Consider the following 15560-nt stretch of genomic DNA (forward strand, 5'->3'; position numbering starts at 1 on the left):
CCCCTAGTGAAGGCGCACAAGACATAGCTGAAAAAATACGAGCTGATATCTCAGTAAGTACAGTAACGGTTGCCAATAATGATATTCAATTTACTATTAGCGCTGGTGTATACACCAGTATTGCTGACGATGTTAGCAACCCTCAAATTTTTACTGAGTGCGCCGACAAAGCACTTTATTACGCAAAGCAGCATGGCCGTAATCAAGTAATTACTTTTCCATTACCACAGTAGGAGCATATTAACATGGCCCAATCAGGATTAGACCTTTTCCCATATACTCGCATGCGCAGAATGCGCCGCAGCGACTTTTCTCGCCGCTTAATGGCTGAAAACCAGCTTAGCGTAAATGATTTAATTTACCCTGTATTTGTACTTGATGGTAAAAATCGCCGCGAGGTAATTGAATCAATGCCTGGTATTGAGCGGCTATCAATTGATTTACTGCTTGTTGAAGCAAAAGAACTCGTTGAACTTGGCGTACCTGCCGTTGCTATTTTTCCAGTAACGCCTGCGGATAAAAAATCATTATTTGCCGAAGAAGCATATAACGATGATGGCTTAGCACAACGCACCGTAAGAGCGTTAAAAGAAGCTTTTCCTGAGTTGGGTGTGATTACTGATGTAGCACTTGACCCTTTCACTACGCATGGCCAAGACGGTATTATTGATGATTCAGGTTATGTTATTAATGATGTCACTACTGAAATTTTAGTTAAACAAGCACTTTCCCATGCAGAAGCTGGTGCTGATGTTGTTGCCCCTTCTGATATGATGGATGGTCGTATTGGCGCTATTCGCGAAGCACTTGAAGCTGATGGGTTTATTCATACTCGAATTATGGCCTACTCAGCTAAATACGCATCTAGCTACTATGGCCCATTTAGAGATGCTGTAGGCTCTGCTGGTAACTTAAAAGGTGCTGATAAAAAAACTTACCAAATGGATCCAGCAAACTCTGATGAAGCAATACGTGAAGTCGCATTAGACTTACAAGAAGGCGCTGATATGGTTATGGTAAAGCCCGGTATGCCTTATTTAGATATTGTACGGCGTGTTAAAGACGAATTTGGTGTACCTACTTTCGCATATCAGGTAAGTGGCGAGTATGCAATGCACAAAGCAGCAATTGATAACGGTTGGTTAAGTGAAGAGGCTACAATAATGGAATCTTTACTTGCATTTAAGCGTGCAGGAGCCGATGGAATATTAACCTACTTTGCTAAGCAAGCCGCAAAATATCTAGCTAAAAAGTAATTTTTTATTAAAAGGCGGTTAAACCGCCTTTTGTTTACATTCATTTACATTTTTGTATTATTTTCGTCATATTTATTCTCTAAACTGGTGTCCCATTTTGGGATTAATACACGGGAATAATAAAAAAATGTTTAAAACAAAAATAACACCACTCGCACTTGTTATAGCAAGTCTCAGTGCACCAGCATCCGCTGATCTAATCATTTCAGAATATATAGAGGGAAGCAGTAATAATAAAGCAATCGAGCTTTATAATAATGCTGATACGGAGCTTTCTCTTGAAGGTTATACTTTAGGACTCTATTCAAATGGTAGCAGTTCGATTGGCAACTCGATTGATTTAACCGGAACATTGGCCGCCAATACCACCTACATTATTTCAAACCCCAGTGCAGCAGCTGCAATACTTGATATTGCAGATGAAACCAGCACAGTAACCTACTATAACGGTGATGATGCCCTTGTTTTAACTAAAGACGGTGTAATTGTTGATAGTTTTGGTCAAGTTGGTGTTGATCCGGGTTCAGAGTGGTCTGAAGGGGGTGTAACTACGGTTAACAAAACGCTGCGAAGAAAAGATAGCATTACCACAGGCCGAACTGACTCGACAGCCATTTTTGATCCTAGCGAAGAGTGGGAACAGTTTGATATTGACACCTTTGATGGATTAGGTTCACACACAGGAAACGGCGGTACCGCTCCTGTGCCAGACCCTGAGCCAGAACCACTTGAACCACTTGTTTGTGGTGCAGAAAAAACACTAATAAATGCTATTCAAGGTGACGGCTCTGCTAGCCCACTTGTAGGTACATTAGTAGAGCTTGAAGGTGTTGTAAGCGCCGATTTTCAAGGTGATGAACAATTAAAAGGCTTTTTTGTTAGCTCACTGGCTGCTGATATAGATGCAAATCCACTTACCTCTGAAGGTGTATTTGTATATTTTGCAGATACTGACGTGAATGTAGGCGACCATGTACGTATACAAGGTACTGTTGAAGAGTATTTTGATGCAACACAAATTGGCAGTGTTAGCCAAGTTGCAGTGTGTGGCACTGGTTTAGCTGCAGCAGCTACAAAAATCACTTTACCTTTAGCTAATACAACTGATTTAGAAGCTTTTGAAGGTATGTTAGTCACATTAGAGCAACCATTAGTAGTGACTAATAACTTTGGTCTTGGTCGATATGGTGAAGTTGAATTAGCAACAGAGCGCTTGTACCAAGGTACTCAGGTTGCGTTACCTGGCGATGCTGCTAATGCAGTTGAAACTGAAAATCTACTTAAAAAGATTTTAATAGATGATGGCTCTACAGTACAAAACTTAGACCCTACAGCTTATCCAACTCCAGGCTTGTCGGCAGAAAATACATTACGAACTGGCGATACTGTTAATACTGTTACAGGGGCACTTGCTTATAGCTTCGGTCTTTACCGAATTCACCCAACTTTAGCGCCTTCGTTTATTGCAACAAATGCACGTGAAGATGCGCCTGAACTTAATGCTGAAGCAGATTTACGTGTAGCTAGCTTTAACGTACTTAATTACTTCAATGGTGATGGCCAAGGCGGAGGGTTCCCTACATCTCGAGGTGCAGATACTGAAGCTGAATTTATTCGTCAAGAAGCTAAAATTGTAAGTGCTATTAGCGCTATTGAGGCCGATGTTGTTGGTTTAATGGAAATTGAGAATGATGGCTTTGGCGAATTTAGTGCAATTGCTAGCTTAGTAGATGCATTAAATGATGCAGATAGTGCTAACAACTATGCATTTGTTGATTTTAACGTAGATCAAATTGGTACCGATGCAATTACTACCGCACTTATCTATCGTGCTAACAAAGTAGAAGAAGTAGGCACTGCAGCCATTACAACTGAGGCTCCATTTGATTTTAGTAACCGTGCTCCAATTGCACAAAGCTTTAAATCAATAGAAACTGATGAAGTATTTACTGTTGCTGTGTCACATCTTAAATCTAAAAGCTGTGGTAGTGCTTCTGGAAATAATGCAGATTTAGCTGATGGCCAAGGCTGTTGGAATGAAATACGCACGCAAGGTGCTAATGCATTCGCAGATTGGCTTGATAGCAAACCAACCGGTGTTGATGACGAAGATACTATTTTAGTCGGCGATATGAATGCTTACGCAATGGAAGATCCAATACGTGCATTTGCTGATAAAGGCTACAAAAATGTAGTTGCTGAAATTGATGGTGATACACTTGGTTATTCTTATAGCTTTTCTGGTCGTGCAGGAAGTTTAGACCATGCAGTAGCTACACAATCATTACTTAGCAAAGTTGTCGCTGCAACAGATTGGCATATCAACGCAGATGAACCTATTTCACTTGATTACAATGTAGAGTTTAAAAGCGAAGGTCAACAATCTAGCTTGTACTCTGAAAGTGCATACCGCGCATCAGACCATGACCCTGTGATTATTGACATTAAATCTGAAATTACTTTAACGCCTGAAGAGCAAACACCTGTAATTGCAGCCGATCAAGTTTTTGCAATCGATGAAAACAGCGCAATTGGCACAATTATCGGCACGCTCGATTTTAGTGATCCAAATGCCGATGAATCACCTGTTGTTAAATTTATTACATCTGATAATGACAGCGTTTCTATTAACAATGAGGGGCAGTTAATTGTTGCTGGAGAGATTGATTACGAATTCGAAAATCGTATTACTTTAACAGTACAAGCTCAAGATAGTGCTGGTAACTTATCAAACATTGAAAAAGTAGCCGTTAAGGTAAATAACTTACGCTCAGATGATGATAATGATGCAGGTTCATTATTATGGTTATCACTTCTTTTAGCACCACTATCAATAGTGCGTCGATTTAAAAAGAAATAATTAAGTAAAATCTAAACATATAAAAAGCCGCTTTTGCGGCTTTTTTATTTTATACAAATGTAATTCAGACAAGCTTCATTAAACTCCCCGTAATATGTTCATACGATTAGTGAGTCTTCTAGTAATTAATCAGTAACAACTACATAAGATTGAGTGAATTTTACACAACAAAAACCTCAATGAGTTACGTATATTGGTTTTCCTATTGATAAATATGAACTTTTATAAGGGTTCACATTTTGCTTTAAGTAAATTAGAAGATACTTACAAAACAAAATCAATATTTACCCTAAACGTAAAAATAAGTCGTGTTTTTATAAAGGAATGAGAATGAAACAACTAACCCAAAACTTGCCTAAATGGCAAAAAAAGTCAGCACCACTACTGGGTCTACTTATTATTTTTTCGACTTGGGGCAATAGCAACCAAGCGATTGCTGCAACTGTTGATGTAGCAATTCCACAAAGTAGCTTATTTGATGTAATTAGCGCTCGCGCTAAAAAGCTAGCAAGCGAAGAATATGTGGCACCTAAAAACATCGAGCTTGAAGCACTAAATAATATTGATTATCAAGACTACCGTTCAATTCGATTTAAAAAAGACAAAGCGGTGTGGAAAGATGAAGGCCTGTACGAGCTGCAATTATTCCACCCTGGTTTTTTATATAAAACACCTGTAACAATAAATACTGTTGATAGCGACTCTAAACGTAGCCGCTTACCTTTCAGCACCGACTTTTACCAATACGATGGCACTGCTGCACCACTACAAGAAGAAATAGCTAAAAGTGTGGCGGGCACTCAACTAGGCCATGCTGGATTTCGCTTACATTACCCATTAAATACTAACGAGTATAAAGACGAAGTAATGGTATTTCAGGGAGCATCGTATTTTAGAGTCGTTGGCCCTCAACAAGTTTATGGCTTATCAGCAAGAGGCCTTGCCATTGATACTGCTGAGAATTCGGGTGAAGAATTTCCAATGTTCAAAGAGTTTTGGTTAGTTAAACCAAAGGCAGAGCAAACACAAATCACCATTTTTGCATTGTTGGATAGTCCATCTATTTCTGGTGCGTACAAATTTAGCGTCGACCCTACAACGAATATGCTAGTTGATGTTGATATGCAGATTTTTGCGCGTAAAGATATTAAAAAACTAGGTGTAGCACCATTAACGAGTATGTTTTATCACGGCGAAAACAGCACCAAATTTTTTGATGACTATCGCCCTGAAGTTCATGACTCGGATGGCTTATTAACTCAATCTGCTGATGACAAGTGGGTATGGCGCCCTCTTAACAACCCATCACAACTCAGCGTTACTTCATTTTCGTACAATAACCCAAAAGGTTTTGGGTTAGCTCAACGAGACCGATACTTTAATAACTATCTAGACACAGAAGCACATTACCACGACCGCCCTAGCCTATGGATTGAACCACAAGGTGAGTGGGGAAATGGTCGTGTAGAGCTTGTAGAAATACCGACTGATACAGAAACTAACGACAATATCGTAAGTTACTGGGTACCAGAAAAACCAATGAAGGCCGGAGATTCATTAAAATTAAGCTACAAAATGACCACCTTTAATTCAGTTTTAACTCAGCACGAGAAAGCACGTGTACTACGTACAAGAATTGGTAGCGCCGCTTTACCTGGTGAGGACAACCCACCACCAAAAAGCCACCGCCAATTTACTGTTGATTTTACTGGATCAGAAATAAATCAACTGTCTAAACAGTTAAAACTAGATGCCGACATTCAACTTACAACAGGCGAAGTAACCGACGTGAATGTACAAAAACTTCCGGATTCACGTGGATGGCGTGTAGCCTTTAAAATTGCACCACAGGACGATCAACCCGTTGATATGCGTTTATCGTTAAAACTACGTGACAAAGAAATTAGCGAGGTATGGAGCTATGTTTGGTACCCAAATGACATCAAGTAATAAAGGTAGGGGCACTCCAATGCCATTCAAAACACTAAGAGTATGGCTATTTGCCATTGCGGCACTTGGCACATCTGGCTACGGCATATCTATTATGTTTGAGATTTTAAGCTCAAACGGTATGACATTACTTGAGTATGCCCTTTTAGTATTATTCTCAATCACATTTGCTTGGATTGTAACGGCTTTTTGTAGTGGCACAATCGGCTTTGTACTACAGTTATTTCGAATTGACCCGCTTACGTTAAAACGTATTAAACCAATTGAGTTCAATAACGAGGCAATTAACGCTCAGAAAACCGCCGTTGTAATGCCTATTTATAACGAAGATACCCACCGTGTTATAGCGGGCTTTGAAGTAAGTCTACAATCGTTAAAAGAAACTGGTCAGCTTGATAATTTTGATTTTTATTTATTAAGCGATACACAAGACCCTCAAATAGTTAAAAACGAGCTAAGTGCATGGCATGCATTGTGCGAACGTTTAGGGGATACAGCAAAGCATGTTTTTTATCGTCGTCGCGAAGATAACAAACACCGCAAAGTAGGTAACCTAACCGACTTTTGTGAGCGCTGGGGAAGTAATTACGACCATATGATTGTGCTTGATGCAGATAGCGTAATGACCGGTAAATGTATGTTAGAACTTACTACAAGCATGCTAAACAACCCACAAGCAGGCCTGATCCAAACAATTCCGATACCTGTTCGTCAAGATACCTTTTTTGGTCGTTTTTTACAGTTTGCGTCAGTGCTATATAGCCCAATGCTCGCTACTGGCTCAGCATTTTGGCAAACAGATAAAGCCAACTACTGGGGTCATAATGCAATCATTAGAGTTGAAGCATTTATAACGTGCTGTGGCTTGCCAACACTTAAAGGTAACGCACCTTTTGGCGGTGAGATTTTAAGTCATGATTTTGTAGAAGCATCACTACTTCATAGTGCAGGTTGGGATGTACTATTACTATCAGATATTGAAGGCAGCTACGAAGAAGTACCAAGTAATATTCTCGATTATGCTGTACGCGATAGACGCTGGGTACAGGGTAATATTCAGCACTTAGGTTTACTATCATCATCTAAATTAAAATTAATGAGTAAGCTGCACTTTCTATTAGGTGCAACAGCCTATATTTCATCACTAATTTGGCTCTCAATGCTAGCGCTAAGTACTATTGATGCAGTAACGCGCGCATTAAATAGTGATGTGTACTTTAATCGTGTTTATCAATTATTTCCTACATGGCAAATAGCTAAAACCGATCTTATTGATTCACTCTTGTATTTAACTATTGTTATTTTATTAATGCCTAAATTAATGGGCGTAATAGTCACCCTAATACATAGAAACAAACGCTTTGGTGGTTCAATTAAATTAATTCTAGGTTCAATTATTGAAACTGTATTTGCTATTATTGTTGCGCCATTAATGATGGTATTTCATGCTTACTTTGTACTTTGCGTATTTTTAGGCAAAAAAGTGAAGTGGGATGCACAACCGCGCGAAGGTCGTATGGTCCCGTGGAAAGAAGCGTTTGGTTATACGTTATTCTCTACTATTGTGGCTATAGCATGGGGCAGCACAGCCTACTACTTCACACCTGTATTCTTTTGGTGGCTATCACCTATATTATTAGGCTTAGTATTAGGTGCTCCAATTATCCGTTATACCAGTAGTATCAAACTCGGCGTACAGCTAAGAAAGTTAGGTATATTTATTTGCCCTAGTGAAGTTGATAACGACTCAACTCTAGAGGCGCTTAAAGTACATCTAAAAGAGATTTCCGTGCCAGAGGAAGGAACTTACCCACAAACAATTCCGGCACTGCCACAAGAGCATATGGTATCAATGCCTATACAATCTTTTAAAAAGCCACGCAGGCTAAAGATGAAAGCGCTAAAAGCTAAGGCTATAAAAAAGTTTAATTAGCGCGTTATAAAATAAAAACAAAAAAGGAGCAATTAATTGCTCCTTTTTTCTATCTAAATTAAAAAATCATGCGCTGCACTTGCCGCTAATATTTTCTATTTTTCTAGCTAACTTATTACAGTACATTTTAGAAATAACTGATTGCGTTTCATCATCAAGTTGCCAGTTATAAAAATGAAAAACCTTACCATTCTCCAGTTCTACTTTAAAATAGTGAAAAGAAAAAACGAGCTAAATGATACAACAGTAATTTCCTCACTATTGATATAACGCTCTGTGCATAGACGTGTATAACAAATCCCTGCTTTGTAACAATATAAATAAATTTCTATCTAGTACCTTTTCATTAATTAAAAATATAGGACTAATTAATAATAAAGAGCAGTTATAAAAACCTATAAAGAATAAAACCAAATTATAGGTAATAAAAAACCCGCAACATGTGCGGGTTTTTTTAAAGAGTTAAGAAACTAATTACTTAGCAGCTTTTTTCTCTTTTTCTGCAGCGATTACTGTGTCAGCTACGTTTTGTGGACATGGTGCGTAGTGTGAGAACTCCATAGAGAACTGACCACGACCAGATGTCATTGTACGTAGTGAACCAATGTAACCGAACATTTCTGATAACGGAACGTCAGCTTTAATGCGAACGCCAGTTAAACCAGCTTCTTGGTCGCTTAGCATACCACGACGACGGTTAAGGTCACCGATTACGTCACCAACGTGATCTTCTGGAGTGAACACGTCAACTTTCATGATTGGCTCAAGAAGTTGTGCGCCCGCTTTAGGGATCGATTGGCGGAAAGCACCTTTAGCAGCGATTTCGAACGCGATTGCTGATGAATCCACGGCATGGAAACCACCGTCAAAAAGTTCAACTTCAACGTCTAATACTGGGAAGCCAGCTAGAACACCTTCGCCCATCATTGACTTAAAGCCTTTCTCAACTGCAGGCCAGAATTCTTTAGGTACGTTACCACCAACAACTGATGATTTAAACGTGAAGCCTGAAGCAACTTCGCCTGGCTTGATGCGGTAGTCGATTTTACCGAACTGACCAGAACCACCAGATTGTTTCTTATGCGTGTAGCTATCTTCGATTTCACGAGTGATAGTTTCACGGTAAGCAACCTGTGGTTGACCAACGATAAGGTCTACACCGTAAGTACGCTTAAGGATATCAACTTTGATATCTAAGTGAAGCTCACCCATACCTTTAAGGATAGTTTCGCCTGAATCTTCATCAGTCTCAACTTGGAAAGATGGATCTTCTGCAACCATTTTACCGATAGCAACACCCATTTTCTCATTACCGCCTTTATCTTTAGGCTGTACAGCAATCGAGATTACTGGAGTTGGGAATACCATTGGCTCAAGTGTTACTGGGTGCTTAGGATCACATAGAGTGTGACCAGTTTGCACATTTTTCATGCCTACGATAGCAATGATGTCACCAGCTTGTGCGCTAGTTAATTCGTTACGGTCATCTGCTTGCATCTCAACCATACGGCCAACACGCTCAGTTTTACCAGTAAACGCATTAAGGATAGTGTCACCCTTATTAAGCTTACCTGAGTAGATACGTACGAAAGTTAATGCACCAAAACGGTCATCCATTATCTTAAATGCTAGCGCCTTGAAAGGTTCGTCAGCAGATACGATTGCGAATTCGCCATTTTCGTTACCTTCTTCATCCATAAGAGGTTGAGGATCAACTTCTGTTGGAGCAGGTAAGTAGTCAACAACAGCATCAAGGATTAGTTGCATGCCTTTGTTTTTGAAAGCAGAACCACAGAACGTAGGGAAGAAAGCAAGGTCACGAGTACCTTTACGGATACAACGCTTGATATCTTCGATAGAAGGTACTTCACCTTCCATGTACGCTTCCATAAGGTCATCGTCTTGCTCTACAGCAGTTTCGATAAGCATTTCATGGTATTCATCAGTTTTTTCTACCATGTCTGCAGGAACGTCAGTGATTTCGTAGTTTTCTGGAAGACCAGTGTCATCCCATACGTACGCTTTTTTAGTTAAAACATCTACAACACCAACAAACTCATCTTCGATACCGATTGGTAAAGTCATGATTAGTGGAGTTGCGCCAAGTACTTTACGTACTTGCTCAGTTACACGGTAAAAATCAGCACCCATACGGTCTAATTTATTTACAAAGATAATACGTGCAACTTCTGATTCGTTAGCATAGCGCCAGTTAGTTTCTGATTGTGGTTCAACACCACCAGAACCACAGAATACACCAACACCGCCATCTAATACTTTAAGTGAACGGTATACTTCAACTGTGAAGTCAACGTGTCCAGGAGTATCGATAACGTTAAAACGGTGATCTTTCCAGAAACAGCTTACAGCCGCAGACTGGATAGTAATACCGCGCTCAGCTTCTTGTTCCATGAAGTCAGTAGTAGATTCACCATCATGAACCTCACCTGTTTTATGGATTTGACCAGTAAGCTTTAGGATACGCTCAGTAGTCGTGGTTTTACCCGCATCAACGTGCGCGAAAATACCAATGTTTCTGTACTTCGATAAATCTGCCATTAATTTTACTCTTAATAAAGTCGATAAATTATTCGGCAGGAGTATAACATCACTTAATGCGAACATCACCATACAAGCCGCTTAAAATGCAATCAATTCAACATATTTTTTTTATCGTCAGAATCTATTAAATATCAAACATAACAAAAAAAACGCAAGGCATTGAAATTAATAGCGTTTAATACTTAAGTTTCAGATACACCAAGTTACTTCGCTATTTTATAGCAACGTTCAGGACGGCCAATACTGCCATAACTTTGATCCGCTGTTAACTTACCTGATTCAAGCAAATACTCTAAGTAACGGCGTGCTGTAGAGCGACTCACACCGACCAAATCGCCCATTTGCTGAGCAGTAAATGCAGTGGTTGCGTGCTCTACAAAAGCATCATGTATTTTTTGCAGGGTAAGTTGATCGACCCCTTTTGGTAAACGAACAGACGTGTTGGTTTGCTGCTTTGAACCAAATAACATATCAACCATTGACTGCGTTACTTCACTTGCATCAGAAAAACATTGCTGACGTGATTCAAAACGTGCGAGTGCTTGATCAAGTCGGTTTAACATTAATGGTTTTACTAAAAAGTCGCATGCACCTAACTGCATTGCTTTTTCAAGGGTTTCGACCTCTTTTGCAGCAGTGAGCAGCATAACCTCACTTTTAATCGTTCGACGTCGTAAGTCGGTCAATAAATCAAGTCCGTTACCATCAGGTAAATGTATATCGAGTAAAATCAAATCGGGTTCAATTGCATGCAGTAAGGCTGTTGCCGTGCTTAAATTACCTGCAATGCCCACTACCTGATACTGTGCTTGCCTTAAACTTTGCTTTGGCGTTTGACTACCTGCGACACCATTTGGTAATAACAAGTACTGCGCTAATAGCTGTGCTACCTCTACTTCGTCTTCAATTATTACTACTGAATACGTCATGTTTAATGCTCTTATTATTTTGGAATGTAAACACTTAGTCTTGCACCAAGTAGGTCTGACTCACCAATTTCTAACGTGCCACCGCATGAGTCTAAATTTGTTTTTACTAAATATAAACCAATACCATGCTCTGCTCCTGATTTAGAGCTGTACTGAGGGGTAAAAATAACATCATGGTCAGAACCTAACCCAAAGCCTGTATCTTCTACATCAAATAAGAGAGTTTGGCTGGTTTCATCAACGGTTACCCGTACTTTTGCAGAGCGAGAGTTCGATGACCTAATAGCAGCCTCAATCGCATTATCTATAAGATTACCTAAAATAGACACAACTCGCTCGAGCATATCTTTACGTGCAATAACACCAAGTAGGCTGTCGGGGTTAAGCTCAAGCGCAACATTTAATTCTCTTGCTTTATGATATTTACCCACCAACAAACCAGCAAGCACAGGGTCTTGTATGCGCTCTAACAAGTTATGAATTTGTGCCTGAGAGCCCTGGCTTTCTTGCCCTATTATTTCTATAGCTTGTTCGTTTTTGCCCATTTGCACTAACGCACCAATTAAGTTGAGCTTATTAGAATAGTCATGAGTTTGTACCCTTAAAAGCTCTGCAAAAGCCTGAACTTTAGTAAGTTGTTGGCTTAAATACTCAAGTTCATCAGAGGGGCGCATACTCAGTAAAATACCATCCGCCTGCCCTTGCACTTGCAAAGAAAATCTCGATAATATAAGGCGTTTATCGGCGGCAAATAATTCAAAACCCACTATTTTACGTCGCTGATTACGCAATAAAAATTCTGCATGTTCAGGTAATAAATCGTTTAAGCTGAGGTTCTGATTAAGAATTGAAGTTGGTTTATCTAATATTTCGCAGGCGCGTTGATTGAGTTTTCGTACTTTTCCGTCCGGGTCGAGTGCAATAATACCGCTGCGTACCGTATTTAAAATTGCATCTTGTTCTGAAAACAAACGTGCAATTTCATCTGGCTGCAGGCCAAAAATAGCATTTCTGACACGCTGTCCAATATAAATAGCCGCCAGTATACTTAAACCTACAAGTATTAAGCCCCATATTAAAATTTCACTACTGCGAGAGAGAATAAGCGGATCGATTGATTGTACTAAAAAACCAACCGATACAACGCCTACTATTTCATTATTACCTGCGTACACCGGCACTTTGCCACGAATTGATTCACCTAAGCTACCATGGGCCACCGAAATATAGCGTTCACCTTTTAATGCAGCTTTGCTATCGCCTCCGACCATTTTTTTGCCAATTTTATCTTCATCTGGATGCACAATACGAAGCGCATTTTCATCGCCAACAACAATAAAATCAGCACCTACAAGCTGTCGTAAATCTTCAATTTTCATGTTAATAGCGGTTAAGTCACTAGGTATTTTCAGTGCATTAATTACATCAGCACGTGTGGCAATACTGCTTGCCACAGCTAATGCTTTATCACCAATATGGTTATGTAAGCTTTGCGCTGTAAGTTGATACACCAACGCGCCAAATAATAAAGCCTGCAATACACACAATCCTGTTACCCAAATAATTAATCGTGTTTCTAATCGCTTAGGTTTTGTGACCATGTTTTGCAATGGATTTAGCTTGTTGGTGTTTTTCATTTCATTCTCAATTATGCATTTACTTTGTCTGCACGGCGTTGCATTAAATAATCTTTTAACGGAAACAACAGCACTAAAATTGAAATTACAAATATGCTCAATGTTAGCGGACGATCCCATAAAAAGCTTAATGAGCCATCAGAAATCATCATTGAACGACGGAAGTTTCGCTCAATCATATCTCCTAATATAAAACCTAATAATAGTGGTGCCATAGGAAATGACAGTAATCGCAATACTAGCGCAACCACCGCAAATCCTACCATCATAAATAAGTCGAAGGTATTGAAGGACACTAAGTAAACACCAATTAAGCTAAAGAACAATATCATCACGGTGAGTACCGACTTAGGCATTGCTAATACTTTTGCAAAGTAAGGAATAAGCGGCAAATTTAAAATAAGCAGTACAATATTACCAAAGTACATACTTACAATAACCGCCCAAAATACACTTGGGTTTTCTTGCATAAGCATTGGACCTGGTTGAATGCCGTAAGCAATCAAAGCACCTAGCATAATTGCCGTAGTACCTGAGCCCGGAATACCAAGCGTTAACAGTGGAACAAACGATCCTGTACACGCCGCATTATTTGCCGACTCTGGCGCAGCTAAACCACGTAATGAGCCTTTACCAAACTTTTCTTTCAAACCTTTTGGCGCTAAATTTCGCTCTGTTGCATAAGCCATAAAGCTTGCAATAGTTGCACCAGCACCCGGTAACACCCCCACTATAAAACCTAAAATAGACGAGCGACCAATCACTGGTGCTATCTCTTTAATCTCGGCTTTACTTAACTTGGTTGAACCTATTTGCGGTGTGTCTGAGTCATTAATGTTTTTAGCATCTTTTTTCTCTGGTTTTACAACATTTACAAGCGCCTCGGCTAATGCAAACGTTGCCATAGCAACCAGTAAAAAGCTTATTCCGTCGAGTAAATCAGGTTGCCCAAAGGTAAATCGGTCAGTCCCTGATGATGGATCAATACCAACCGTTGCTAGCATCAAGCCAAACACAGTCATCATCATTGCTTTTAAAAATTGCCCTTTATTTGAAAATGCTGCAATAGCTGTTAAGCCTAAAAACATCAACACAACATAATCAGGGGATTGAAAACTCAATGACACTTTTGCTAATAAAGGTGCAGCTACCATTAATAATATGGCGCCAATCGTTCCGCCTATAAAGGAGGAATAAGCAGCAATTGCCAATGCTTTACCTGCATGCCCTTGTTTAGCAAGCGGGTAGCCATCAAAGGAGGAAGCTACCGTACCCGCCACGCCAGGCGCATTAATTAAAATAGATGACGTAGAGCCACCAAAAATAGCGCCGTAATAAACACCCGCCATTAAAATCATGCCCGAATCGGCGCCAATGCTGTAAGTAATTGGGATCATCAAGGCAATTGCGGTAATTGGCCCCAATCCTGGTAACATACCTATAAAAGTACCTACCAAGCAGCCAGCTATAACGTACATTAAATTATTAAAGTCGAGCACGGTCGACAAACCAAGCATAATTCCATCAAACATAACTTAACTCCACAAATCGCCCGGAACCAAGTAAATACCCAATACTTGAGTCATCAAAAACCAAAAAACCACCGCAACCGGTATCGATGCAAATAGCAAAATTCCCTTACGTCTTTCGCCCATCACAAAAAAGCCCGCAAGCAAAAACGCACTAGTAGAAATTAAAAAACCAATTGGCTCCAGTGCCGCGCTATAAATTACCATTAATATTAATAAACCAAAGGTGCGCAGTACGTGTGACTTTTCAAGAACATCATCAGTATTAGTTTTCTCTCTTGGTTTAAGCAATGTTGAACCAATAGAAAGTAAGCACACCACAATACCAAACCCGGCATATACTTTAGGAAGTGTCGCTGAGGTAACCGTTTCGTATTCTTCAAACGGTAGTAGCGGAATTTGCCATGCAACCACAGCGTATAAAGTAAATAGCGCCAAGAATAAACTTGGCCCTATTAATTCTCGATTCGTCATTTTAAAACCTCGATTACGGCAATGTGCGGATAAAGCCAAGCTCTTCCATTACAGCTCTAAGCTGCACTTCTTGTGCTTCTAGTGACTTAATAAACTCATCTTTTTCTTGAAAAAGATTTAGCCAACCGTTACGAGCTCGTACAGCTTCCCACTCAGGTGTACTTTGCAACTCACGTAGTTTTTTTGTGTACTGTGCTAACTTTTCAGCGGGTAAATTAGGTGCAGCAAAAAGACCACGCCAATTAACAAATTCCATATCGTAACCTAGTGACTTAAGTGTGGGTATTTTTGGGTAATCAGGTAAGGGCTCACCCGATGTAACCGCTAAAATACGTGCTTGACCACCGTTAGCTACTTCAAGCGCTTCACTTAAGCCAGTAGAAAGTAAATTCACTTCGCCTGAAAGCAACCCAGCCTTAGCTTTACCGCC

Annotated in this window: 11 protein-coding genes; 5 read left to right on the forward strand and 6 right to left on the reverse strand. The window is 39.8% G+C overall.

Going from position 1 to position 15560, the window contains the following annotated elements; translation table 11 throughout:
• The 5 genes from L652_RS01000000123175 to mdoH all read left to right on the forward strand — a co-directional run.
• Positions 1-233 (forward strand): diguanylate cyclase (locus L652_RS01000000123175; protein ID WP_033013164.1); only part of this gene is annotated, 233 nt, incomplete at its 5' end.
• A gap of 12 nt (positions 234-245) precedes the next feature.
• Complete coding sequence (gene hemB / locus L652_RS0102745; RefSeq protein ID WP_024597079.1) at positions 246-1256, forward strand: porphobilinogen synthase; 1011 nt, start codon at positions 246-248, stop codon at positions 1254-1256.
• 127 nt (positions 1257-1383) lie between these two features.
• On the forward strand, positions 1384-4116 hold the full coding sequence (locus L652_RS0102750) for an ExeM/NucH family extracellular endonuclease (RefSeq protein WP_024597080.1): 2733 nt from the start codon (positions 1384-1386) through the stop codon (positions 4114-4116).
• Between the two features lie 330 nt (positions 4117-4446).
• The gene (locus L652_RS0102755; protein ID WP_024597081.1) at positions 4447-6066 is read left to right on the forward strand and encodes a glucan biosynthesis protein G; all 1620 of its coding nucleotides are present in this window, start codon (positions 4447-4449) and stop codon (positions 6064-6066) included.
• Positions 6038-7999 carry a glucans biosynthesis glucosyltransferase MdoH gene (gene mdoH / locus L652_RS0102760; RefSeq protein WP_024597082.1) on the forward strand — a complete coding sequence of 654 codons (1962 nt, stop codon included), beginning with the start codon at positions 6038-6040 and terminating at the stop codon, positions 7997-7999. Before L652_RS0102755 ends, mdoH begins: the two co-directional genes overlap by 29 nt.
• A gap of 474 nt (positions 8000-8473) precedes the next feature.
• Here mdoH and fusA read toward each other — a convergent pair whose 3' ends face one another.
• From fusA to L652_RS0102790, 6 genes are all read right to left on the reverse strand, one after another.
• Positions 8474-10558, reverse strand: a complete 2085-nt coding sequence (gene fusA, locus L652_RS0102765; RefSeq protein ID WP_004334977.1) for an elongation factor G — start codon at positions 10556-10558, stop codon at positions 8474-8476.
• A 206-nt stretch (positions 10559-10764) separates the two neighbouring features.
• Entirely contained in the window at positions 10765-11490 is a 726-nt protein-coding gene (locus L652_RS0102770) for a response regulator (protein WP_008136531.1), read from the reverse strand.
• A gap of 14 nt (positions 11491-11504) precedes the next feature.
• The gene (locus L652_RS0102775; RefSeq protein WP_024597083.1) at positions 11505-13127 is read right to left on the reverse strand and encodes a sensor histidine kinase; all 1623 of its coding nucleotides are present in this window, start codon (positions 13125-13127) and stop codon (positions 11505-11507) included.
• Positions 13128-13138: 11 nt separating this feature from the next.
• Positions 13139-14659 carry a tripartite tricarboxylate transporter permease gene (locus L652_RS0102780; protein WP_008136529.1) on the reverse strand — a complete coding sequence of 507 codons (1521 nt, stop codon included), beginning with the start codon at positions 14657-14659 and terminating at the stop codon, positions 13139-13141.
• Positions 14660-14662: 3 nt separating this feature from the next.
• A complete protein-coding gene (locus L652_RS0102785) occupies positions 14663-15130 on the reverse strand; it encodes a tripartite tricarboxylate transporter TctB family protein (protein WP_008136528.1) in 468 nt (155 codons plus the stop codon).
• Between the two features lie 13 nt (positions 15131-15143).
• Positions 15144-15560, reverse strand: a 417-nt coding sequence (locus L652_RS0102790; protein WP_024603263.1) for a tripartite tricarboxylate transporter substrate-binding protein, incomplete at its 5' end; no start/stop codon positions are given.

Origin of the sequence: Pseudoalteromonas sp. TB25 (genome assembly GCF_000497995.1) — a bacterium.
GTDB classification, from domain to species: Bacteria; Pseudomonadota; Gammaproteobacteria; order Enterobacterales; family Alteromonadaceae; genus Pseudoalteromonas; species Pseudoalteromonas distincta.